Here is a 22,683-nt window from a genome sequence, read left to right on the forward strand (position 1 = left end):
GGTCAATGCCCTTTTCAGGGTGTTAAGCCTTTTAGAAGTGGTGGATACGCTGGTTGCTGCTGCCCCGCCAGGGTAGAGATAAGTCCCGCTTATCCTGTTCGTATTTGCCATCAATAAGAACATCAATATAGGGGATTATGGCCTGCTGTTGTTCTGACAGGGTCTCCAGGGTGTAACCTGTCCATAGCCAGATGGTTTTTTCCGGATAGCACGCCTTGACTCGACGGACCAATTGGTGGATAGCGTCAAGATTGCCGGGAAAAAGGGGATCGCCTCCGGAGAGCGACAGTCCATCCCGCCTGATCCGTTCATCTCCCAAATCTTTGATGATTCGATCTTCCAGTTCACGGGTATAGGGGTGTCCTGAGTCCGCAGCCCAGGTTGAGGTGTTGTGACAGCCTTTGCAGAAGTGCTCACAGCCACTGACAAACAGGGTACAGCGGGTACCCTCACCGTTGACCACATCCACTGGATAGTATTGATGATAATTCATTTGTTATCTCGGGAGCCCCTAAGAACACCAAGGCCTTTTATTAAATTATTCGAGCTCTTCGTGTCCTTCGTGGCTCCAAAAAGCCTTATGCGATAGATGCATAGAGCGGAGAATTTCCTCTAAGCAATGGTCAAACCATTACAGGTGCTTAACCCGGCGAATAACCTCTTCCTGCTTGCCTTTAATAAACGGCCGGCTGTTGGGTTGGCCAAGATAGCCGCAGACTCTTCGGGTGACAGACATTTTTGCAGAGTCACGGTTTTTACACTGCGGGCATTCAAAGCCCCGGCTGGTGGCATTGAATTCACCTTCGTAACCACAGCTGTAGCAGGAGTCATTGGGGGTATTGGTGCCATAATAAGGGACTTTGTCATAGGTATAGTCCCACACGCTTTCCAGCGCTTTAAGGTTATGGATCATATTCGGGTATTCGCCATAACAAATAAAGCCACCACTGGCGTGCTCGGGATAAGCCATTTCAAAGTCAACTTTGTCGTATGGGTTTACCTGCTTTTCTACGTCAAGGTGGAAAGAGTTGGTATAGTAACCTTTGTCAGTGACACCGTTAATCACCCCAAACTCTTTGCGATCCAGCCGACAGAACCGGTCACACAGGCTTTCACTGGGAGTGGAGTACAGGCTGAATCCATAGCCGGTTTCATCTTTCCACTGGTTTACCGCTTTACGCAAATAGGCGACGATTCTAAGACCTTTTTTACGCAGCTCTTCGCTGTCGTATATATTGCCTTCACCATAGAGTGCATTGATGGTTTCGTGAATACCAATATAGCCCAGTGAAATGGAGGCACGACCATTCTTGAAAATCTCACTGACCTTATCCTCCGGATTCAGACGAACACCGCAGGCACCTTCTACATAAAGAATAGGCGCAACTTTCGCGCGAACATTATCAAGACGGTGAATACGGTTCATAAGGGCGTCTTTTGCCAGGGTAAGACGCTGATCAAGCTTGGCGTAAAACTCCTCTTCGTTTTTACTTTCAATGGCTATGCGTGGCAGGTTAAGAGATACAACACCCAGGTTGTTACGGCCATCATGAACCAGTTGGCCATTTTCTTCGTAAGTGCCCAGGAATGAGCGACAGCCCATGGGGGTTTTAAAACTGCCAGTGACTTCTACCAGTTTGTCGTAATTCAGAATGTCGGGATACATTCGTTTGCTGGCACACTCCAGGGCCAGCTGTTTGATGTCGTAGTTCGGGTCTTCTGCGCTGAAGTTAACGCCTTTTCTAATGCCGAAAACCAGTTTTGGGAAGATGGGGGTTTTTTTGTTTCGACCCAGTCCGCGAATCCGGTTTTTCAAAATGGACTTCTGAACCAAACGCTCTTCCCAGGAAGTACCCAACCCAAAACCTAAGGTGACAAAAGGTGTCTGACCATTGGCCGTATGCAGGGTGTTAACTTCGTACTCCAGGGCCTGGTAAGCGTCGTAGCAGTCCTTTTCTGTCATTTCCAGAGCGTACTGCTTTGCCTTTTCTTCATCGCCAATCCAGTGCATACCCTGGGCAAGGTGTTTTTCATAGGTCTTGCGCACATAAGGCGCATGGATACGGTCGATTTCATTAATGCTGGTGCCGCCATATATGTGGCTGGAAACCTGGGCAATAATCTGGGCGGTAATCGCTGTAGCCGTTGTAATGGAACGCGGGGTTTCAATCTCTGCGTTCCCCATTCTAAAGCCCTTGGTCAGCATGCCTTCAACATCAATCAACATGCAGTTGAACATGGGGAAGAAGGGAGAGTAGTCCAGGTCGTGGTAATGAATTTCTCCGCGCTCATGGGCGTGAGCCACATGCCGGGGTAAAATATGCTGTTTGGCGAAATGCTTGGCAACGACTCCAGCCAGTAAGTCACGCTGGGTTGGAATGATTTTGCTGTCTTTGTTGGCGTTTTCGTTAAGCAGCTCTTCATTATCCTGGTTGATAATGCCCATGATTTCCCGGTTCAGGGCATTGCGGGATTCACGCTCGATATCACGGGTACGACGAAACTCAATATACTTTCTGGCAGCATCTTTGTACTGGCTGCGCATCATCAGGTCTTCTACCCGGCTCTGTATATCGTAGATATCAACTTGTTGCTGGTCCGCACAGTTTTTCTTCACCTCTTCAGCCACGAACTGTGCAAAGTGGTCATCTTTCTGGTGAGCATCATTCAAGGCGCTGGTGACCGCCCTTACAATACGGGATACGTCAAAAGGCTGCCGAGAACCATCACGCTTGATGATATCCGTCATTAGCTGTACTCCAGGAAGATTAAAACAGTATAACTGAGAAATTTGCTTATGTTGTGCCTTGTTCTCGATTAAGACACTACATGTGGTGTAGAGGCAGGCTATGTTCACTGAAAAGTGGCCTGTCTTCAATATTGACAAATTAAAAATCAGTGGTTGCTGATGTACTGTTTCGGGTGAAGTCAGGGGTTACTGTCTTTATAATCCTTTAAAAACAAGGGTTTTAAAAAAAAGGGTGAAGTATGATTTTTTTTATAAGTATTAACCGAGGCGGCGGCTGCCTCCTGGTTAAGTCCCTGCTCATAAGTTGAAATTAGACGACAAATATTGTGTGTTGTTGCGGGACTCCAGCCAATGATTTAATGAGATAGGGGTTTTTGTGTTGGATTCACCCGTTGGTCCCTTGGAGTAGCCTTTGCCATATTTCAGGATGACGGAGTCAATCTGAATCAAAAGGGGCCTGCTTTTCTTATTTTGAGTAGGCATATCCTTTGGCTTGTCTGATTGCCGGTACAGGATCGTTTCAAGGTTTGTTTTGCCATTTTTCTCAAGTACAGCGGCACCATAGAGCCGTTGAACCTCTATGGACTGAATATGAAGCTTTTGTTCGAGAAAACTATCCCAGGCAAGATCTACACTGAGCTGCGAAAAGCCAATGATCCCTCCTGCATCCATGGTGTCTATAGTCAGCTTCAGGGTTATAGGGTTAAACCGGATAGCCCCTATTTTTAGAGGAACCGAAAGGTAACTTGGAGCCAGTTGGCTGATAGTCAGATGCAGCAATGGCGGTACGGCAACAAAGCCAATAATTAGATAACTCAGGCAAAGTACTATAAATTTTCTGAGGAAGAGCCGCATTTTTTTATTCATCTATGGGAAGCAAAAGCTAAAGGGTAAAGCTGTATTCTGACAAAATAGGCAACTGTCTTATCAGTGATGGCAAACACCTTTTCAGAAAGATAGAGTTGGCAATATGACCAATCACATCAACCGCTTCATGCAGTTCCTGCTTGTGGTGAACCAGGACAATATTCCGGTTTAAACCTGATCCTGGAAGATGTCTAAGGCATATGTTGCTGAGTTCACAACCGCTTTGTAGAAGACAGAGTGGGGGCATGATACTCCAGCCAATGCCAGCACTAACCATCGGTAATATTGCACTGGCAGAGTCAAACTCCAGGCTTTTTTCAATATCATAGCGTTGCCAGCGCAGGTATCGCTCAATCTCCTTCCCCGTCACACTGTTTCGAGTAAAGCGAATAAAGTGCAGGTTTGTCAGGTCATGGAAAGAGTTGATGTGAATTTTATCCATATGAGGGGGTAAAGCAAGCAGGTAGGGCTCATTAAACAGGGGGATTTGAATAAGGCTGTCGTCTATACAGTCATCACTTTCCATCATCAGTTGAAGTGGTTATAGTTTTCCGGACACACAAACAAGGGTAATCTTGAAACCCTACTAAGGTGTGAAGCATGTCGGAAAAGAAAGTAAAAAATTACACTGCTGAGTTCAAGGAATCTGCTGTGAAGCTGGCAGTTGAATCAGATAAGCCAGTGACTGAAACTGCTCAGGAGCTTGGGGTTAATGCGAATACCCTGCATACCTGGATAACAAAGTACCACCGCCATAAGGTGGCTAATCAGCCCAGGAAAAATGATGAGCATGTGTATGATGAAGTGAAACGTTTGCGTAAAGAGCTGAAAATACTCAAAGAGGAGCATGCTATTTTAAAAAAGGCGGCAGCCTTCTTTGCAAGAGAAAGTCTCTGAAATTTCAGTTCATTAAGGACAACCAGGAGCGCTTCAGTATTACTGCCATGTGTCGGGTTATGTCTGTATCGACCACAGGCTTTTATGACTGGTGCTCTCGTCCAGAATCGAACCGAAGTCAGGAAGACCGTGCATTGAAGGCAGATATCCGCGTGATACATGAAAAACACCGCCAGCGTTATGGTGAGCGCCGTATAAAAGACGATCTTGCTGATCAGGGTAAAAACGTTAGCCGTCAACGAATCAGTCGCCTAATGAAGGAGGAAGGCATTGTTTGCAAAACAAAGCGCAAGTTCAAGGCAACAACAGACTCCCGCCATAACAAGCCGGTGGCCGAGAATCTGCTGAACCGCAATTTCAAACGGGAGCAGCCCAATGAGGCTTACGCGGGAGACATTACCTATATTCGTACCCGGGAGGGCTGGCTGTACTTGTCCGTATTCATTGATTTGCATTCGAGGGCTGTGGTTGGCTGGTCTATGAGAGATCGCATGACGGCATCACTGGTCACTGACTCCCTTGTGATGGCTATGTGGAAGCGGAGGCCAACAGAAGGGCTGCTGGTACATAGTGACAGGGGCAGCCAGTATGTCTCGGAAAGCTATCAGAAATTGCTGAAAGAAAATGGCTTTATTTGCAGTATGAGCCGTAAGGGAAATTGCTGGGATAATGCGGTGGCAGAGAGCTTCTTCCATACGCTGAAAGCTGAGCTTGTTCACCATGAAGACTTCCAGACAAGGGAAGAGGCGAAGCAGGCAGTTTTTGAATACATTGAGGTCTATTATAACCGCCAGAGAAAACACTCTGGTAATGGCTACCTGGCACCTTTCAAATATGAACAGAAAATTGCCGAGGCAGCGTAAAAAAGTCCTGAATTTGTATCATAAATGCATAACCTCTGTAACCAGAGGGTTGTTACAGAGCCTTTGAAGTGAATCAGAACTCAGGGGTACTCTGTTAAGCAACCAAACCAAACAGAGGACGCCAAGGATGGCCTTTAAGCACCTTAGCTCTGAAGAGAGACATTATATCGAAATCGAACTGAAAAATGGGACTTCTCAAAATAAAATTGCAGAAAAACTCGGGCGTTCACAGAGTTCGCTGTCACGGGAGTTAGGACGCAACACAGGGCAGCGTGGTTACAGGCACCAGCAGGCTCATCGTAAGGCTCAACAGCGTCATAAGGAAAAACCCAAGGCGGTGAAGTTGACGGAAGATATTAAGCGACGGATTGCTCAAGATATCCGGGCTGACTGGAGTCCTGAGCAAGTGGCTGGAAGGCTTGAAAAAGAAGGGATAATCAAGTTGCATCATGAGACGATTTACCAGTTCATAGAGGATGATAAGCGCACTGACGGTACCCTGTATAAACACTTGCGCCATCAGAAAAAAACGTACCGAAAGCGATATGGTTCAGCTCATAACCGAACAGGCATACCTAACCGGGTAGGTATTGAAGAGCGCCCGGAGATCGTCAACAACAGGGGGCGTGTTGGTGACTGGGAGGCGGATACCGTAATCGGCAAAAACCATAAGGGTGCCATTGCCACACTGGATGAGCGAAAGACTAAACTGCGCCTTGCTGTTCCGCTGCCAGGAAAGAAAGCAAAAGCGGTTAAACAGGCAGTGATTGATACACTCAAGCCCCTGAAAAGGTTTGTTAAAACGATCACTTACGACAACGGTAAGGAATTTGCTCAGCATGAAGCAATCAACAAAGCCTTGAGCTGCGACAGCTACTTTGCTGTGCCCTACCACTCTTGGGAGAGAGGCCAGAATGAGAATGCCAATGGGCTGCTCAGGCAGGGCAAAAACATGATCACAAATCAACCAATTTGAGCACTTGCATCATGTAGTCTTCATTCCAGCCACAGGTTTTGCGCTTATTCTTGATACCGGCTTTCACCGTAGTGTCCAACTTAAGAAGATTGAGTGTCACCTGCCGGGCAACAGCTAGATTTTCTGCTGCGAACCCTTCTCTTGCCCTACAGCGGTCTTCATCAAACGCCACATCAAGCACCCAGTGTAATTGGTTTTCTATTAGCCAATGCTTCCTGGTAGCTTGAAGTACCTCGGCAGCTGATAACTGGCGGCTGCATATAAAGTAACGGATGAGTGTTTTCCCTTTACCCTTTTTGCTACTGTCTAACTGGATTGCGGCTATGGTTTTGGCTTTCCATGAGGCAGCATTGGAGTCCTCAGTAACATCATTGATAACCCAGCACCGGCGGTGCTCCATACGACCATGCTCTTTACCTTCCTGTTCCGCAAAGTAATGGTCAGGAGCATCTTCCAGATTATCTTGCCAGTATTGATCGAAGAGTCGAGTCACTTCTCCATAGAGTTTTCTCTGGTTGCCTTTCACCGCCAGCAAGTAGTCTGCCTCTTTTTTCAGGATTGCAGTAGCAATTTTTTTCTGGCAGCCCATTGCATCGATAGTGACAAGGCTGCCACTGAGTTCAAGCAGCTTGAGCAGCTCAGGAATGGCCGTAATTTCGTTGGATTTTTCATCAACTTTATACTGACCCAGCGACAGTCCAGCCTCTGTGCACCAAGCGTTAAGCATGTGTATTGCATCTTTGCCTTTATTCCAGGCCGAACCTTTAACAGTCTTGCCATCAAGAGCAACTATCTTGCTATCAGAGAGCTCCAGTCCGGAAAGAACATCCCTAATCCACTGGATGAAGATTTTGCGAAACTCTTCCGGGTCAAGAGTGGCGAAAATACGATTGAATGTAACCGCTACTGGAATACCGCCAGGCAAGGTTAAGTGCTTACGGAGCCAGCCTTCCTTGTGCTCAGCAAACAAGCGAATGCCATTCCAATCATCTGCACCACAGAGAATGGCACAAACTGAGATGAACATAACCTCTGCAAGAATATGTGTTGACTTCTTCGGGTCTCGTTTGTCGGTAAGCGATGTAAACTTGGAAAAAAGGGCTTTGGCAGACATCAGGCAACAGAAAAAGCATGGGATTCTACAGCTTTTGAAATCAATTTTCTGTTCAAATTCTGATCATGTTTTTGCCCTGGCTGCTCAGGCAGTACTTTCCCAAATCAATGGAGCTTCATAACGTCAAAGAAAGAGACGTTATCATTGCGGTAGACAAGCTGAACAGCAGGCCCAGGAAATGCCTCGGTTACAAAACACCATATGAGGCATTCAAAGAGTTAACTGGAGTGAATGCAAGAAAAGTCATGGGTTATGCATTTATGACTTGAATTCAGGTGTCCGGAAAACTCTTGCCAGATCATTCTTTGGTGGTAATGATTATCTGAACATGCATGACAATCCGGGGGATGTGGTAAAAGCCCAAAAACGAAGTATTGAAATGATGATCCGTCATGGTGCCCGTCATATTATTTGGGTTAATATGCCAGACATGGGTCGTACACCAAGGTTCCTGAAAGCAGACTTTAAAACAAGAAGTCAGGTTAAATACCTTATTAGTCTCCATAATCAGTGGCACTTGAATACATTGAACCAGATGAAAGCTGAGCATGGGAAAAAAGGCGTTAATATTCACTTAATGGATGCCAGAGCTTTATTTTGGAAAGTGTTAAATAACGCTATAGCATTCAATATTACCAATGTAACTGAGCCTTGTGCCGCGGTCAGTTTGCCTGGAGCTGATGGCGGGTCGGTACCAAAACAACCGGAAGGTGCTATAGCATCCCTTGTTCGAAACTCTGCCCGAACAGGAATGGCTCCACTGATTGGAACGGAGGTGTACTCGAACCCTCAATTGGCCCATATTTTCCAGGCCAGTGAAAAGGAACCCACTGTGTGTTCCAATCCGGATCAATACGCCTTTTGGGATGATGTCCACCCTACCACGCGGTTCCATAAAATCTTTGCAGAATTGATTTGTGATGAGCTAAAGGCTTTGGGCTATCAGTGTGATAAATCCCGACAGCCAGTGACCCCAGCCCTTACACCAAAACCTGTAAGCAGTCCGAGGGCAGGAGGCTAATCTGCTCTTATGTGAACAGCTTCTAACCAGGTGTTTAGCTTGATGAGCTTTTATTCCATGAAGCTGTTGCTGTCAGCGTTTTTAAATTGAATGAAGAAATATCTGGTGAATAATGGTTCCATACCAGTACGCTGACAATCATTAGGGCTGTTAACAGCGGCGGCAAACTTTTCTCTTTTCTGATCATGTACCAAAGCGTGGCGGTAATGGCCATAGCAAAGCTGCCAAACTGAATCCAGTCTCCCTGGATTGAAATGGTATGGAGTGCTAAAACCAGGCAGCCAAGGAAATTAGCCATTAACCAGAAGGGAGAGAGTTTCCCCAGACTGCCAAATAAAGGCATCTTAACCAGGGCTCCGCCTATCCATGCTTTGGGGAACACGTCTGCCAGTATATGAATTGCCATACCCATGGCCAGTCCGGCTACCACCGATGGGTATCCTGTTAAAGTGAGTAGCCAGGGAAGCAGCAGGGAGTGAGTGATGGCTGAACGATGTTTCAGGCCTGGCGTAAAAAGGTCTACATCAGGGAATCGAATACCTAATACCATGGCCAGCCCAAAGCTAAAGAGTGGCTTAACAAGTTGCTCAATAACCGGAACAGGTACAGTGTAATAGTTAATCAGGGCAATAATTGCAGCCAGCCCAAGGCATTGAAGCCAATACTTCATATCGTATTAAGTAAGCGACGTTGGTTTATAAAAGGGAAATTACTGGCAAGTATACAGGGTCATACGCCAAGTTACTCAATAGAATGCCGCATGAAGATGGAGATAATTCCAGAGCACATAAAAATAACCGCTGGCTATCCAGTTATCAGTACTCCACTGATAACTGGATATGGTCTTCTGGCCTGTTAAGCGTCAATACGCTTGTATTTGATCCGGTGAGGGCCCGCGGCTTCTTCACCCAGTCTGGCTTTACGATCTGCCTCGTATTCAGTGTAGTTACCTTCGAAGAACGTGACTTTGGAATCGCCTTCATAGGCCAGAATATGAGTGGCGACGCGATCCAGGAACCAGCGGTCGTGAGAAATAACCATGGCACAACCCGGGAATGCCAGCATAGCTTCTTCCAGAGCCCGAAGGGTTTCTACGTCCAGGTCGTTGGAGGGTTCGTCCAGTAGTAGTACGTTACCACCATCTTTTAAAGTACATGCGAGCTGCAGGCGGCCACGCTCACCACCAGATAACTCACCGACCCGTTTCTGTTGATCACCACCCTTGAAGTTAAAACGGCCTATATAGGCTCGGGAAGGGACTTCATAGCTATTGATACGCAGGATATCCTGACCATCAGACACAGCTTCCCATACAGTTTTTTTGTCGTCCAGCTCATCACGAAGCTGTTCAACAAAAGAAATTTTTACGGATTCACCGTGTTCGATAGTGCCGGAATCAGGTTGCTCTTTACCCATGATCATTTTGAACAGGGTGGATTTACCGGCACCGTTACCACCAATGATGCCGACAATGGCGCCTTTAGGGATACTAAAGCTCAGATCATCAATCAGCAGGCGGTCACCAAACCCTTTGGAGACCTTATTGAATTCAATAACTTTGTCGCCCAGGCGTGGACCAGGTGGAATATAGATTTCGTTGGTTTCATTACGGCTCTGGAAGTCCTGGGATTGCATTTCCTCAAAGCGAGCCAGACGAGCCTTACTTTTGGACTGACGCCCCTTGGCATTGGAGCGAACCCATTCCAGTTCGTGCTCCATTGCCTTACGGCGTGCGTCCTGCTGTTTTTGTTCCTGTTCAAGGCGCTGTTCTTTCTGTTCCAGCCAGGCACTGTAGTTGCCCTGATAAGGAATACCTTCGCCGCGGTCCAGTTCCAGAATCCAGCCGGCGGCATTATCCAGGAAGTAACGATCATGGGTAATGGCGACAACGGTTCCGGAGTATTCGCACAGAAAACGCTCCAGCCAGGCTACGGATTCGGCATCCAGGTGGTTGGTAGGCTCGTCCAGTAGCAGCATGTCAGGTCCGGACAGCAGCAGGCGACAAAGGGCTACACGACGACGCTCACCACCGGACAGGTTTTCAATTTTAGCATCCCACTCCGGTAAGCGCAGGGCATCGGCAGCCACGTCCAGTTTACGTTCAAGGTTATGGGCATCAGCTGCCTGAATAATATTTTCCAGACGTCCCTGCTCGGCAGCCAGGGCATCAAAGTCGGCGTCAGGCTCGGCATAGGCTGCATAGACTTCTTCCAGGCGCTGTTGGGCCTGCTTGATCTCTCCCAGGGCTTCTTCAACGATGTCCCGGACGGTTTTGCCTGGGTCCAGTTCTGGCTCCTGGGGAAGGTAGCCTACATTCAGGTCGGATTGAGGGCGGGCTTCACCGTCGAACTCTTTATCAACACCGGCCATGATGCGAAGCAGGGTTGATTTACCGGCACCGTTCAAACCCAGAACGCCAATTTTTGCGCCTGGGAAAAAAGAGAGGGAGATATCTTTCAGAATCTGACGTTTCGGGGGAACAACTTTGCTCACCCGATTCATCGTATAGACGTACTGAGCCATGGAAAGGTGTCTCTTAAATTAAGTAACTTAACCGAGTGAAGATACTGGATGCGATAGGCTTTGGCAATCAGTTGTGTTTGCGGAAAGATCGTGAACAGCTTCTAAGAGACTACTTTGTATAGATGGTGATAAAAAGTAGGTGGCATTGGTATGAAGTTATCCACTGTTTTATTTCTGGTCATTACTATCTCCATACGGTGGTCAGATTTGTCGTACGCAGTATGGGATTGGGATCGTATTGTGAGGATGGAGGGGGAGAGTACACCTCAGGTGGTTATAAAGTTGGATGGAATCCATGAAGGTATTACTGATGAAGATATAAATGATTTTCTAGAGGTGGTTGGGAAAAAGCTACTTTATTTTAGGCAGAATAAGGATCAAGGTGAAGAAAATATGTATTGCTTTTTAACATTAAGTGATGGGGCGCTGGTTGCTCAGGGTTTTTATTTGCCTGGTTTTTCTCCGGAAGTTATGGGCTGGAGTCATTCTGATTTGATTTTTGAGCTATTTAAAAAAGCGGATAATATGCTTTGCTTCGATTGTGTTTTTGAGCATATTGCTGAGTTAGAGTGCATAAGACCAGAAGAAGGAAGGCTAAAATCCACCGGGACTCCTTGTTTTTGCAATTTACAGCCACCATTCGAAAGTGAAGAGCTTCTGTCTGAAACATCATTAATTAGTTTGATTAATTTTATTTTGATGCCAGACAGGATAAATCATCAAGCCACTGGTTTTCTTATTAACATCGGTAATCCGATACTGGCAAAGAGATTTAATGAGTTTTATTGGTTACGTTACCTTTCTATAGCCTGTGGGGGAGAGGTTAAGGGGATTGTAGATTTAGCCTCTAGTTATAGCCTTATGAAGAGAGGAATTATTTTTCGTGGGATAGAGAATGGAAGAAATATTCAGTTTCAGTATCAGGAAAAACTTCCTTTTTTGGATATGGATGGCCCGAGAAACTATGACACAAAATTGGCTTATGATTTTTATTTTATGGAAAAAAAGGCGAGTTTAATGATGTATAAAGGAGTTGAAGAAAATTTGGTCTTATATATGAATGAAACAAAAAAGGAATCTAAGTCATCCTTGTTGAGCTTGAGTTATTATACACAGTACGGTACGGCCGTTAATCAGCAAGTTCCTCAGGTTTATAGCACATTTTTAGGATCTGGTTTAAGCCGGACTATGGACGAGATAAAACCCGTGTTGAAAACAATGGACTGTCTAAGTGAGCCAATTGATGATGGTGTTGTTGTAGATTATGGCGTACGACTGAGTATTCCTCTAGATAGCAAATTAGGCCGGTTAAAAAGTACAGAACAACAGAAGCCGGGTATTAGAGTATATGGAGTTTTTGATATTTCTCAAGAAAGAGAAGGGATTAGAGTTAATTATATGGGGGGTTTAAATAAAAGCCATCAGCTTCAATTACCTGATTTTGATATTGCTATGGAAAAGGAGCAGGGTGATCAGTTTTTTATTAAGATTGCTCAAGCAACCCAAAAGTACTCATTAGGAGACTACTATACTGCTCGTCTACTGAATGGTGGAATGCTTCCAGAAGAGAAATATCAAATTAAAAATCAGGGTGGTGCGGTAATAGCTCTTCCTAATAGAGAATGCCATTGCCAGATATGGGTTCCTTTTGACAATCTTGAGACTGAATTTTAATGCCCTGGTTATAAATTCATCATATGAAGCCAGGGAATACCCACAAGTAGTAGCGTGGCTAAAAAGATGATTCCCAAAATAAATCCAAGTACCCAAAAGTCTTTATTGGGAATATAACCTGAGCCGTACCAGATTGGACCAGGCCCGGCGGCATAGGGAGTAATTACACCCATAATTCCTAATGTAAAGCAAAGGAGCATACTAAGTTGAATAATGGGCATATCCGGGATGGTCATAGCCAGGGTTAGAAAAACAGGTAGAAGCGCTGTGACATGGGCAGTGATACTGGCAAAAAAGTAGTGAAGCAGAAAGAAACTGATAATAATCAACACCATCATGGTCATTGCATCATAACCACTCATTAAGTGGCTCATACTATCCGCAAGCCAGGCAAGGAAACCGGTTTTAGAAAGCCCTCCTGCCAGGGTCACCAGGGTGGCAAACCAGACAAGGACATTCCAGGCCTGTTTGTGACTGATGATATCTGACCAGTTGATGACTCCCGTTAAAATCATCAGGCATAGAATGGTAAGACCCGCCGTTGTTGAGCTTAGGAGTTCTCCTCCAAAAATCCATAATACCAGTGCCAACACGGCTAATCCGGCCATCATTAACTCATGTCGGGTGAGTTGACCAAGCTTGTTCAGTTCCTGGGTAGCCCATTCAGGCATTTCCTTTGCCTGTTTAAGACTTGGGGGATAGATAAGGTAGTTGAGCAGAGGCACGAAAAAAAATAACAGTAAACCTATGGGAAGGAAGCCCAGCCACCAGTTGATCCAGCTGATTTCATGGCCGGTAATCTTTTCAATGATGGATAAGGCGAGCAAGTTCGGTGCCAGACCCGTAAGAAACATGGAACTGGTTACACAGGTGGTTGAAAATGCGGTCCAGTAAAGGTAACTACCTATTTTTCTTGGTTCTTCATCCGGGGTGGAACCATACATGGGCGGAATATTGCTGGCAATGGGGTAAATGGTTCCGCCACTGCGGGCAGTATTGGATGGAATAAAGGGAGCTAAAGCCAGGTCTGCCAGTGCCACCGCATAACCAAGCCCGATGCTTTTGCGACCCAGCAGTTTAATTAAATGAAGGGCAATTCTTCTGCCAAGGCCTGTTTTCTGGTATCCCAATGAAAAAATATAGGCAGAAAAGATAAGCCATACGGTGCCATTTTGAAAACCTGAAAGCCCCCATTGCAGGGATGATTTTGCCGTGATTTCAGCACCTGGTTGCAAAGGCACTAGCTGCAAGACGACAGCAAGTACTACACCTATCAATCCAGAAACGGCAGCAGGGATGGGTTCAGTAACAAGAGCTACAACGACACCAATAAATAGCGCGAAGTAGGCCCAGGCCTGAACAGTTAATCCTTCCGGTGTTGGCAGAAGCCAGACCAGAACTCCTACCGCTAGAGGGAGTATTTTTTTTACGGGTTCAATCATTGGATAACCTCTGACTAAAAACGGCAGTTTTTGCTTTAGGCATTAAGGGTAGAAGGCACTCTCATATTTTTCTGTGAAAGATAGCTCAGGGGATTTTCTGGGTTTTATCCAGAATGTTTTCACCAAAGCTTTGTTTTGCCAGCTGGCAGAATGCATTAGCGGCCTGGTGAGCTTCCGGACCATCGACAATTAGCCGGATTGTGTCCCCACAACGCACGCCAAGTTTCGTCAAGCTGGTAATACTGTGGGCATTGGCTGACTGCTGACCCTTTAACAGAACGGCCCGGCTGTTAAATCCTGTTAATACTTTTACCAGGCGGGCAGCTGAACGAATATGAAGACCATTGGGGCTATTTAGAATCCACTGAACTTCATATTTAGCCGTAGTGGATGAAGGATGGTCTTTTGGAGAAAATAGTGTTTCTGTACTATCAAAATGTATTTGTTTGGGGGCTAGGGCTAGCCGGGCCTCACGATCCACTTCGTCTAAGGATTGCCCTGTTGCTGCCGCCGAGGCCGCAGCTATTGCACCTTCCACCAATGGTGCACTGCTGAGGCGGATGTTACTTTTATCAATGGTGGTGAGCTGTTCCAAGGCAGTTTCAGTGCTGAGAAGGGAACTGCCCAGATCCATTAACACTAACACACCGGATTTATCATAGGCCGTTTCAATGGCCTTCATTATTCTGGCAGGGTCTGTGCCGACAGGATGATCTGGATCATTAGTGCCGCCAGCACTAATAATGGTGCAGTTGTTCTGTGTAACTTCCCGGGCTAATTCTGCTGTGGCCTTTGCCAGTTCGCAGCTGTGGGAGACGATCACAATACTTACCATGGGGGATCTCCTTTAAGGAGTGTATGGATAAGAACTTCATCTCTGGTTTTGCTTGAAAGAAGAAAGGGGTTCCAGAAAAACTACCAAAAAACTGTCCTTAATAAAAAGAATAGAATAAAGATTTGGAAACAGTAGTGAAAACTCTGTAAAAAATGCTTTTTTTTAGTGGTGAAAGTAATCCGATTCAGGCTAATTCTCGTACAGAATATTTATTTAGACGCTGTTTTAATCAGAGGTTGTTGACGCTTGCTTGTAAGTGCAGTGGTTTGTAAAGCGGCCTTACGTAATACCCAAGGGGCAAGCCGGCACAGTGCAGAGTTGTCTTATATCAAGTCAGTTCAATGCAGTGGGAGGGCCGCTTTTCAGCCCGCCGTTAACTGTATTAGAATGCCTATCCAATCTAATAACAGGCAAAGAAGGGTATTTCGATGTTTAAAAAGGATATGTCCATTGCCGAATTTGACCCGGAGCTGAATGCTGCGATTAATGCTGAAGCAGTGCGTCAGGAAGAGCATATAGAGTTAATCGCCTCTGAAAATTATGCCAGCCCCCGGGTTATGGAAGCGCAGGGCAGTGTGCTCACCAACAAATATGCAGAGGGTTATCCCCGAAAACGCTATTATGGTGGCTGTGAGCATGTTGATGTGGTTGAGCAGCTCGCTATTGATCGGGCAAAGGCGTTATTTGGTGCAGGTTATGCCAACGTTCAGCCGCACTCTGGTTCCCAGGCTAATGCGGCAGTGTACATGGCTTTGCTTAAACCAGGTGATACCGTTCTCGGGATGAGTCTGGCTCACGGTGGACACTTGACTCATGGTGCCAGTGTTAGCTTTTCCGGGCGTATATACAACGCTGTTCAGTATGGCTTACACCCGGAAACCGGCGATATTGATTATCAGGAAATGGAACGCCTGGCACTGGAACATAAGCCAAAGATGATTATTGGTGGTTTTTCAGCGTTCTCCCGTATGGTGGACTGGCAACGTTACCGTGCTATTGCCGATAAAGTGGGGGCTTATCTGATGGTTGATATGGCTCACGTAGCGGGCTTGATTGCTGCGGGGGTTTATCCATCACCGGTTGGGGTTGCTGATGTGGTAACCACTACTACCCATAAAACATTGGGAGGCCCACGGGGTGGCCTGATTCTGGCTAATGACAATGAAGAGCTAAACAAAAAGTTTAATTTTGCTGTATTCCCTGAGTCACAGGGAGGCCCTCTCTGCCACGTTATTGCAGCCAAGGCGGTTTGCTTTAAAGAGGCGATGAGTGATGAATTCAGGGACTATCAGCAGCAAGTGGTCAAAAATGCCCGAGCTATGTGTAAGGTTATGATGGAAAGGGGGATCAAGGTGGTTTCTGAAGGAACCGATGATCACCTGTTCCTTGTTGATTTAATTGGTAAAGAATTCACTGGTAAGGATGCGGAAGCGGCTTTGGGACGAGCTAATATTACGGTCAACAAAAATGCAGTGCCTAACGACCCTCGCTCACCTTTTGTTACCAGTGGGTTACGTATTGGCACCCCAGCGATCACACGTCGCGGATTTAATGAGAAAGATTCTGCCGAGTTGGCAGGCTGGATCTGTGATGTGCTGGATAATATGGGAACTGAAAGGGTTGAAATTGATACTCGAGAGAAGGTTCTGTCTATCTGTCGTCGGTTACCCGTATACAGCTAAACCACGCCCTGTTAGAGAACCGTAATTTGATAGAGCTTTGATGGGCGTGCTTTAGTAATCGCTTCGCTTAATAAATAAGTCAGGAATATCCGGTTTTCAAACGGGTTTTGGTTTAGCTAAGGCTATTCGGGCTTAAATAAACTGCCATGATCACTGGGTGATATGGCAGTTTTTTTTGGAGAACAGGGATATGTTGGCTGATAAAAAAGGCTTTTGTGGCTGTCACCCTATTATTTTTCCTGAGTAGCCAGCCATTTTTTCCATACATCTTTATCTACACGGCTGTAGCCGGTATCAGTCAGGTAACTGGTAATGACCAGATCAGAACCCTGAATGGGATTTTTTGTGAAGTCTATGGGCAAGCCGCCCAAATTTATTTTGGTTTTTTTAACCTGAGCCAGGAAGTTGTCGTGATTAAGGGGTTCGGGTGTTGCTTCCAGAATGGTCCTGGTTAGTTTGCCTACGATATAGCCTTCCAGTGAAACAAAGCCAAATTGTGTGCCCATTGCTGTTCGGGCTTCCTTTACAATGGGTAAATCAGAGTCAAGTAACGGTACAACCTGAGTCATGATAATTTTGTCTGTAGCTCCAAACTTATTAAGTGCATCACTGTAGTTATCAGCACCAGTAAATGAGACTGCCGATATAATCCAGTTTTCTTTCTTGTCACGGTTGGCGACTCGAACAAAATGGGAAATATTGCCATAAGCCCCAACGGTTACCACCAGGCGACAGCTATTTCCGGTGGACTTTTCCCATGCTTTTAATGATTGATAGCCAAAACGGACATTGGCGGTATTACGTTTGTAGACACCTACAGGGCCCACATTATTTCTTGCCGGGTTGTTGCCTTCCATGGCAATGATCTTATCCAGAGTCATTAATAACGTTTGACTGACTCCAAGGCCTGCAAAAGCCTGGCGTATTCCTGTAAGCCCGGCCATACCGTAAGCATCATTCTGCACGTAGGCACAGATGCTTTCGGGATTTAAACCATTTTTGACGGCATCATTGATCACTGCCGCAGTTTCCTGAACATAGCTGGCCCGGTAGTTTACGATAGGTCCAGGAGCTGGGCGCAGTAAGCCGGCTCCAGTGAAAAAGCCCACTGCCGGAATATTGGCTTTTGCCAGTAGAGGTAAAGTGACTTTGGCTGTGGGGGTGCCCACATTGCCAATCATCAAAAATATTCCTCTTTTTATTAGTTTTGTGGTGGCCTGGGATGCAGTATCTGGTTCATAAAAGTCATTCTTATAATGAATATTGATTTTTCGGCCGTTAATGGTTTGACCATTCAATGAAGCATTGAGTCCGTTTTTCATACCCGTACCCAGGCCTTTGGCCTTACCTTTCAGTGCCAGAACCGAGCCAAGGTGAAGGGTGTTTTTTTGAACGGGACTTTCTTTGGCTGATAGCGAGGTTGGGGTGATCAGGCAGCAGCTGAACAGCAGCATCCATGCTTTCATCGGTAAATCCTGTGTCGATTTCTGAAAAAAGACCATTTCATGGCGCGTTATTTTTAGTGTCCTATTAGAAATAACATAGCATAGCTGCGAATAAATTTTATAAATAGAACATGACCCGGATATTTCATAAATGGCCCCGAGTATTCTGTCAGGTTATGGGCTGCCGGTTTTTATTGAAGGAGGTGTTTCATCATCATATGTCTCTTTACATAGTTGGCTCTCTTCAAAAATGTAGGCTCGGGATGAGCAGAAAGGAGTCATTGGCATTGCGGGTTCCACCGCTGTTTTCTCTTCCTCCTCCTGACGGAACCGGGCTTTAAGCACTTTGACCCGGTATAGGGCCAGAGAGCAAGCAAGTACACCGAATACCAGACTGCCGAAACCCTGTCCCATAAGCACGCCTTCGGCACCTGCAAGGTGGCCACCGATTAAAATAAACGGGAAGGTGCCTATGGTGGCTTTACCGGCATTCAGTAAGGTGGCCCAAAGACCTCGTTGCAGGTTATTAAAGGAGGCATTGGCAATAAATAGCGCCCCGTTGAACATGAAGCTTAGAGATATCCATGGACAGAATGCCTCCAGAAGTGAAGCCGCTTTATTATTGAGACCAAAGAAGAGAATGATACTGTCCTTGAGGAGCCAAAGAGCACCGGATACCGCAAGACAGTAAAGTATATTGAAGACAATGGCATTTTTTATACTCTCCTGCACCCGTTGCAGGTTCTTCGCGCCATAATTTTGGCCAATGATGGGGCCAAGGGCTCCTGAAAGAGCAAAGAGCAGGGCAAAAGCAACAGGGATAATTCTGCCTACAACAGCAAAACCGGCCACATAATCTTCACCAAAGTAAGCAATTTGCCGCGTTACTAATGCATTGCCAAAGGGGGTGGCTATATTGGCAAGGATCGCAGGTACGGCAATCAAAAGAATAGGTTTCAGGTCTGCCTTGAAGTAGCTAACCCTGGGCTTTGCCAATAGTCCGTGACGATAGGTCATGCTAAAAAAGGCATAGAGAAAGATAGTGAGTCTGGCTATTACTGATGCCCATGCTGCGCCTTCAATACCCAGGTTCAAACCAAAAATAAAAACGGGATCCAGTATTGCATTGGCTCCCCCGCCAAAAAGTGTTGCCAGCATGGGGCGCCTGGCATCACCGGTTGCCCGAAGTGCGGAGCTGGCAGATATGGCCATGGCCAAGACAGGAGCACTGGGCATCAGTATGGTTAAATAGGCATAGGCTTTTTCTGCGACAACACCTTTTGCCCCTATTAAGGCAAGCAGTGGTTCTGCATTGCTCAATACAAGAGATGTAACCAGGCAGCCCGCAATAAAGGAAAAAACCAGGGCACTGGCTGCATAGCGGCGAGCGGTGGCGAGTTTTTTTGCCCCCAACGCTTTTGAGACCATCGCCCCCATGGCAATGGATGACCCAATAGAGACTGAAGTATTGAAAAAAACCAGCGTTCCTGCAAAACCTATGGCGGCTGCCAGCTCTACGTGGCCTAGCAGGCTAATAAAATACATGTCCAATAGATCAACAAGAAACAGTGCCATCAAACCAACAGCGCTGGTACATGACATAATGGCGATATGACGCATAGTGGAGCCATGTGTAAATTTGGCTTGATGGGACATGCTGGTATACCTTCAGGTGCCGATAGTAAATATCAGGCAACTCGTGATTCGATTAAAAAGTAAGCTTGAATGGATGGCTTTGGCAGATTTTATCATCTTTTACCCTCCTGGCTTTATGGTCAGGCAAGTAGCTATTCCAATGATGGGAATATAATTAATCCGACCCAGCGTTCCAACTATTTAGTTTCTCCCTATTCTTTTCAGTCACCGGGTGCGCTATTAACAGAGCGAAAAATAAGCGTTATTAATAATCCGGTTCTTTCTGGTATGCATAGCAGCCAGGTTTATAACCTGCTGATGCAACGAGCTGTGCAGGAGCAGCATTTTTTAACAGCCCAAATAATGGAGTCCTACATAAGGGGATTGATGGTCTTTGCCGGGCATCGAAGGGCTTTGTTAGGCTATTTGGAGGGTTATGGGCAAAGGCCAGTATGTACGGGTTATGACCTTGTTTCAGTGGGGGTTGCTCATCAGTCTCCAGTACTATCCAGGGATGATGCTGATAATCTGATGGCCCACCTTAAGGGTGTGCCTGGCGGTGCTGTACCGGTTATCCGGCAGTGTTTGGATATTAATCATAAGCAGAGGGAGTTCTACGAGAATCAGCTTCGATTGAATGGTCAACAGCTCGCTTTTAATGGTTATGCCTGCCCCGCGCTCAGAATGACCATGCCAATGGCTTATCCCCTGTCTGATGTGGTAAAGCATCTTGGTTGGCTAAAGAATCCGGGAGCCAGGTCGGCGGGAGTTTTGCGAGCCTACCCTTATGATGGTTCTGGACTTGAGGAGGCAGAAGTGCCGCCAGACATTTATTTTACCCCCCATAAAGAACCGGGTTTTTATGGGGAAGGAGAAAGTAAGCAAACTAATCGTGCAATTCATAAGTCTGACCCGCAGTTTTTGCCAGAAAGACCACGATTTCCTGAAGGTCGGCAGGAATTTAAATATCCTGCGGATATTCTGGATAATGGTATAAGCCAGCCATCAAAAGAGAGAAAGCATATTGAACAAAAACCTTCTGTAGGGAAGGGAGGGCTGGCGCCTCATATGAGTGCTGCTGTTGAAAAAAATGCGCTGAAAGAAACCGGTAAAGCCCCTGCTTTCAGCCAAAAACCGGAGATGATTGAAGTAGATAGATTCCCTGTGGATAAAGGCTGGCAAAAGAAAAAAGAGGTTACCCCTGAACTCCCAAAGCCTGCAAAAGAGTCTGCCAAGGAAAGGAAAGTGGTAAAACCGCTGAAGCAAGTCACTCTTGCTTCAGCTCAGGAATTACAAAAAAAAGATAAAAAAACGGTTCAGGCTGGGGCATTAGGTCAAGCTATCAAGCTGCTCAAAAATATCAGTGGCCCTGATAGTCGAGAGTTCCTTGATAAGTTATATAATATCCATGGACGTCAATTATTCGTCAGTAACCAACTTCCAGTGGACAAAGAACACACTCTGGAGTTTCTTAAACTCTTTAAAGTAGCCATTCAGTATGAGTTGAAAAAGGGAAAAACTGGCGATACAGAACAACAAAAAAAGAAGCAGGAGCGTTTGGCTGCTTTAAGCCATATCGAAAGGTTTGTAGAAAATTTGGATGATAATGACCCCAATCTTATTCCTCTTTGTCGGCTAGCGGTTCATTTATATGGCAGGGTTAGAGAAAGAAGTGCTGTCTTGCAGAGCACAATTCCCTTTTGTGGCGGATTTTCTGTGGAGCAGATGGCCTGGGGAAGGCAGCCATTAAAAGTAGCAAAAATGATGACTGAGTTAGCTCTTAATTACGAGGTGACTTTACCGGGTAGTACGAGAACGGTTTCTATTCCTGATAATAAAGATCTGTCTAAAAACCCTGAGTCTCTGGCAGACAAACTGTTTTTGTCGGCTGTTTATAATTTGAGTGGAGTAAAAGGATCTACTGCTTATACAGATGCTGTTAATACTCAACTTTTTGGCATTCCAGTAAAGATATATCGTCCTCTTAAATCAGGTGATGGCGGTAATAATGAAGAATATGATAGAAAACTTCTTGAGGATTTGGTTTTAGCCTCAGAAAAAAAATGCCCAATCAGGGGAGCCATAGATCCGAAGTTTGCAGCATTTCTTGATAGCCAGGCTAAAAAGCAGCCATATTTCAGGAAAAAATCAAAAAGTGTAATAAATGTTGAGAATGACTTTCATGATTTTGTAGGCGTCAAAGGGATAGGTCATGCGGTTGTTTTAGACCACTTCAATATAAAAGGTGAGCAGGTTGAGTTTAAGTTATATTCCTGGGGGAAAGTATTTAACTGGTCGATGAATAAAGCAACATTTTTGAAGCATGTTGATAAAAGGAATTTTTTGGTTGTTGGTGATTATAGTGAAAGCACTTGTTTTAAAAAAATTGAAAAAGAATGTTATGCTCTTATTGATGGGAGAGCTGCTGTACATGATGATCAGGGTAATATACAGTATCTGGCGAAAGGGCAAATCATTAGAACTCCTCATTACAAAACAGTTGCTGGCTATGATGGGGCAGGCTTTGTAGTTGCAGCGGATGATGAGAATTTGATATTAGTTAATGAGCTTAATTATATTGTGCGCATTAAGAAAAAAGAAATTGAAAAAGTGACAATCCTGCCGGATGGAAAAAGGGTAGTGTTAAATAAAAATGGCAAATATAAACTGCTTGTTAAGGGGGAGATTGTGACTAGTCATAACGGTGACCGTTATTTTTTATATGATGATGGAAAGATGCCTTTGAAACTTGATAAGGATAAAAAACTATATCCATTCAGTGGTGGGAAAAAAATGCTTGTTGTTGATAAGGATAAGCCAGTTGTCATTGGTGTGGGAGAAAGTCATATAATGGATAATGGGGAAAAAGTGACATATAAAGGTGACGGGCATTACGCAATAAAAAAAGAAGATAATTAACTGTGCCATTAAATTGACATAATTTTTCAAACGAGTTTATT

The 22,683-nt window shown here is 45.5% G+C and carries 18 protein-coding genes; 7 read left to right on the forward strand and 11 right to left on the reverse strand.

Features of this window, described 5'->3' with window-relative positions; genetic code table 11:
- Window positions 1-31: 31 nt before the first annotated feature.
- The 4 genes from nrdG to MJ595_RS07610 all read right to left on the reverse strand — a co-directional run bounded on the left by nrdG (window position 32) and on the right by MJ595_RS07610 (window position 4,145).
- The gene (gene nrdG / locus MJ595_RS07595) at window positions 32-493 is read right to left on the reverse strand and encodes an anaerobic ribonucleoside-triphosphate reductase-activating protein (protein WP_263081844.1); all 462 of its coding nucleotides are present in this window, start codon (window positions 491-493) and stop codon (window positions 32-34) included.
- A 138-nt stretch (window positions 494-631) separates the two neighbouring features.
- Window positions 632-2,749, reverse strand: coding sequence for an anaerobic ribonucleoside-triphosphate reductase (gene nrdD, locus MJ595_RS07600; protein WP_263081845.1), 2,118 nt, complete (start codon window positions 2,747-2,749; stop codon window positions 632-634).
- A 297-nt stretch (window positions 2,750-3,046) separates the two neighbouring features.
- Window positions 3,047-3,616, reverse strand: coding sequence for a hypothetical protein (locus MJ595_RS07605; protein ID WP_263081846.1), 570 nt, complete (start codon window positions 3,614-3,616; stop codon window positions 3,047-3,049).
- 16 nt (window positions 3,617-3,632) lie between these two features.
- On the reverse strand, window positions 3,633-4,145 hold the full coding sequence (locus tag MJ595_RS07610) for a LysR family transcriptional regulator substrate-binding protein (RefSeq protein WP_263081847.1): 513 nt from the start codon (window positions 4,143-4,145) through the stop codon (window positions 3,633-3,635).
- Between the two features lie 71 nt (window positions 4,146-4,216).
- Here MJ595_RS07610 and MJ595_RS07615 point away from each other — a divergent pair.
- Both MJ595_RS07615 and MJ595_RS07620 read left to right on the forward strand, forming a co-directional pair.
- Window positions 4,217-5,376 (forward strand): IS3 family transposase gene (locus MJ595_RS07615; RefSeq protein ID WP_263079868.1). Its coding sequence is split into 2 segments (ribosomal slippage): window positions 4,217-4,487 and window positions 4,487-5,376, totalling 1,161 coding nucleotides; the frame shifts between segments, so codons are not numbered across the junction.
- 127 nt (window positions 5,377-5,503) lie between these two features.
- The gene (locus MJ595_RS07620; RefSeq protein ID WP_263081848.1) at window positions 5,504-6,352 is read left to right on the forward strand and encodes an IS30 family transposase; all 849 of its coding nucleotides are present in this window, start codon (window positions 5,504-5,506) and stop codon (window positions 6,350-6,352) included.
- Here the strand turns inward: MJ595_RS07620 and MJ595_RS07625 are convergent.
- The gene (locus tag MJ595_RS07625) at window positions 6,333-7,466 is read right to left on the reverse strand and encodes an ISAs1 family transposase (protein WP_263080561.1); all 1,134 of its coding nucleotides are present in this window, start codon (window positions 7,464-7,466) and stop codon (window positions 6,333-6,335) included. The genes MJ595_RS07620 and MJ595_RS07625 overlap by 20 nt on opposite strands.
- A gap of 65 nt (window positions 7,467-7,531) precedes the next feature.
- Between MJ595_RS07625 and MJ595_RS07630 the strand changes: the two genes are divergently transcribed.
- Window positions 7,532-7,735: a hypothetical protein gene (locus MJ595_RS07630; RefSeq protein WP_263081849.1), complete on the forward strand. Its 204-nt coding sequence runs from the start codon at window positions 7,532-7,534 to the stop codon at window positions 7,733-7,735.
- Window positions 7,732-8,487, forward strand: a complete 756-nt coding sequence (locus tag MJ595_RS07635) for an SGNH/GDSL hydrolase family protein (protein WP_263081851.1) — start codon at window positions 7,732-7,734, stop codon at window positions 8,485-8,487. Before MJ595_RS07630 ends, MJ595_RS07635 begins: the two co-directional genes overlap by 4 nt.
- Before the next feature lie 34 nt (window positions 8,488-8,521).
- On the opposite strand, the gene MJ595_RS07640 is transcribed toward MJ595_RS07635, so the two are convergent.
- Both MJ595_RS07640 and ettA read right to left on the reverse strand, forming a co-directional pair.
- Window positions 8,522-9,157: a hypothetical protein gene (locus tag MJ595_RS07640; protein ID WP_263081852.1), complete on the reverse strand. Its 636-nt coding sequence runs from the start codon at window positions 9,155-9,157 to the stop codon at window positions 8,522-8,524.
- Between the two features lie 185 nt (window positions 9,158-9,342).
- Complete coding sequence (gene ettA / locus MJ595_RS07645; protein WP_263081854.1) at window positions 9,343-11,010, reverse strand: energy-dependent translational throttle protein EttA; 1,668 nt, start codon at window positions 11,008-11,010, stop codon at window positions 9,343-9,345.
- Window positions 11,011-11,160: 150 nt separating this feature from the next.
- On the opposite strand from ettA, the gene MJ595_RS07650 reads away from it, so the two are divergent.
- Window positions 11,161-12,684, forward strand: a complete 1,524-nt coding sequence (locus MJ595_RS07650; RefSeq protein WP_263081856.1) for a hypothetical protein — start codon at window positions 11,161-11,163, stop codon at window positions 12,682-12,684.
- 8 nt (window positions 12,685-12,692) lie between these two features.
- Here the strand turns inward: MJ595_RS07650 and MJ595_RS07655 are convergent, their stop codons facing one another.
- A complete protein-coding gene (locus MJ595_RS07655; protein WP_263081857.1) occupies window positions 12,693-14,126 on the reverse strand; it encodes an anion permease in 1,434 nt (477 codons plus the stop codon).
- Between the two features lie 85 nt (window positions 14,127-14,211).
- Window positions 14,212-14,961, reverse strand: a complete 750-nt coding sequence (gene dhaM, locus MJ595_RS07660) for a dihydroxyacetone kinase phosphoryl donor subunit DhaM (protein ID WP_263081858.1) — start codon at window positions 14,959-14,961, stop codon at window positions 14,212-14,214.
- 428 nt (window positions 14,962-15,389) lie between these two features.
- Here dhaM and MJ595_RS07665 point away from each other — a divergent pair, with 428 nt between their 5' ends.
- On the forward strand, window positions 15,390-16,643 hold the full coding sequence (locus tag MJ595_RS07665) for a serine hydroxymethyltransferase (protein ID WP_263081859.1): 1,254 nt from the start codon (window positions 15,390-15,392) through the stop codon (window positions 16,641-16,643).
- A 230-nt stretch (window positions 16,644-16,873) separates the two neighbouring features.
- On the opposite strand, the gene MJ595_RS07670 is transcribed toward MJ595_RS07665, so the two are convergent.
- Both MJ595_RS07670 and MJ595_RS07675 read right to left on the reverse strand, forming a co-directional pair.
- On the reverse strand, window positions 16,874-18,109 hold the full coding sequence (locus MJ595_RS07670) for an ABC transporter substrate-binding protein (RefSeq protein WP_263081860.1): 1,236 nt from the start codon (window positions 18,107-18,109) through the stop codon (window positions 16,874-16,876).
- A 153-nt stretch (window positions 18,110-18,262) separates the two neighbouring features.
- On the reverse strand, window positions 18,263-19,744 hold the full coding sequence (locus MJ595_RS07675; protein ID WP_263081861.1) for an MATE family efflux transporter: 1,482 nt from the start codon (window positions 19,742-19,744) through the stop codon (window positions 18,263-18,265).
- A 528-nt stretch (window positions 19,745-20,272) separates the two neighbouring features.
- On the opposite strand from MJ595_RS07675, the gene MJ595_RS07680 reads away from it, so the two are divergent.
- The gene (locus MJ595_RS07680) at window positions 20,273-22,642 is read left to right on the forward strand and encodes a hypothetical protein (RefSeq protein WP_263081862.1); all 2,370 of its coding nucleotides are present in this window, start codon (window positions 20,273-20,275) and stop codon (window positions 22,640-22,642) included.
- Window positions 22,643-22,683 lie beyond the last annotated feature (41 nt).

This window comes from Endozoicomonas sp. Mp262, from assembly GCF_025643335.1.
In the GTDB taxonomy this organism is placed as follows: Bacteria; Pseudomonadota; Gammaproteobacteria; order Pseudomonadales; family Endozoicomonadaceae; genus Endonucleibacter.

What these genes read in the sequence shown, in the direction of transcription:
- nrdG (WP_263081844.1), bottom strand. Translation starts at nt 493, where the DNA reads ATGAATTATCATCAATACTATCCAGTGGATGTGGTCAACGGTGAGGGT.
- nrdD (WP_263081845.1), bottom strand. Translation starts at nt 2,749, where the DNA reads ATGACGGATATCATCAAGCGTGATGGTTCTCGGCAGCCTTTTGACGTA.
- MJ595_RS07605 (WP_263081846.1), bottom strand. Translation starts at nt 3,616, where the DNA reads ATGAATAAAAAAATGCGGCTCTTCCTCAGAAAATTTATAGTACTTTGC.
- MJ595_RS07610 (WP_263081847.1), bottom strand. Translation starts at nt 4,145, where the DNA reads ATGATGGAAAGTGATGACTGTATAGACGACAGCCTTATTCAAATCCCC.
- MJ595_RS07620 (WP_263081848.1), top strand. Translation starts at nt 5,504, where the DNA reads ATGGCCTTTAAGCACCTTAGCTCTGAAGAGAGACATTATATCGAAATC.
- MJ595_RS07625 (WP_263080561.1), bottom strand. Translation starts at nt 7,466, where the DNA reads ATGTCTGCCAAAGCCCTTTTTTCCAAGTTTACATCGCTTACCGACAAA.
- MJ595_RS07630 (WP_263081849.1), top strand. Translation starts at nt 7,532, where the DNA reads ATGTTTTTGCCCTGGCTGCTCAGGCAGTACTTTCCCAAATCAATGGAG.
- MJ595_RS07640 (WP_263081852.1), bottom strand. Translation starts at nt 9,157, where the DNA reads ATGAAGTATTGGCTTCAATGCCTTGGGCTGGCTGCAATTATTGCCCTG.
- ettA (WP_263081854.1), bottom strand. Translation starts at nt 11,010, where the DNA reads ATGGCTCAGTACGTCTATACGATGAATCGGGTGAGCAAAGTTGTTCCC.
- MJ595_RS07650 (WP_263081856.1), top strand. Translation starts at nt 11,161, where the DNA reads ATGAAGTTATCCACTGTTTTATTTCTGGTCATTACTATCTCCATACGG.
- MJ595_RS07655 (WP_263081857.1), bottom strand. Translation starts at nt 14,126, where the DNA reads ATGATTGAACCCGTAAAAAAAATACTCCCTCTAGCGGTAGGAGTTCTG.
- dhaM (WP_263081858.1), bottom strand. Translation starts at nt 14,961, where the DNA reads ATGGTAAGTATTGTGATCGTCTCCCACAGCTGCGAACTGGCAAAGGCC.
- MJ595_RS07665 (WP_263081859.1), top strand. Translation starts at nt 15,390, where the DNA reads ATGTTTAAAAAGGATATGTCCATTGCCGAATTTGACCCGGAGCTGAAT.
- MJ595_RS07670 (WP_263081860.1), bottom strand. Translation starts at nt 18,109, where the DNA reads ATGAAAGCATGGATGCTGCTGTTCAGCTGCTGCCTGATCACCCCAACC.
- MJ595_RS07675 (WP_263081861.1), bottom strand. Translation starts at nt 19,744, where the DNA reads ATGTCCCATCAAGCCAAATTTACACATGGCTCCACTATGCGTCATATC.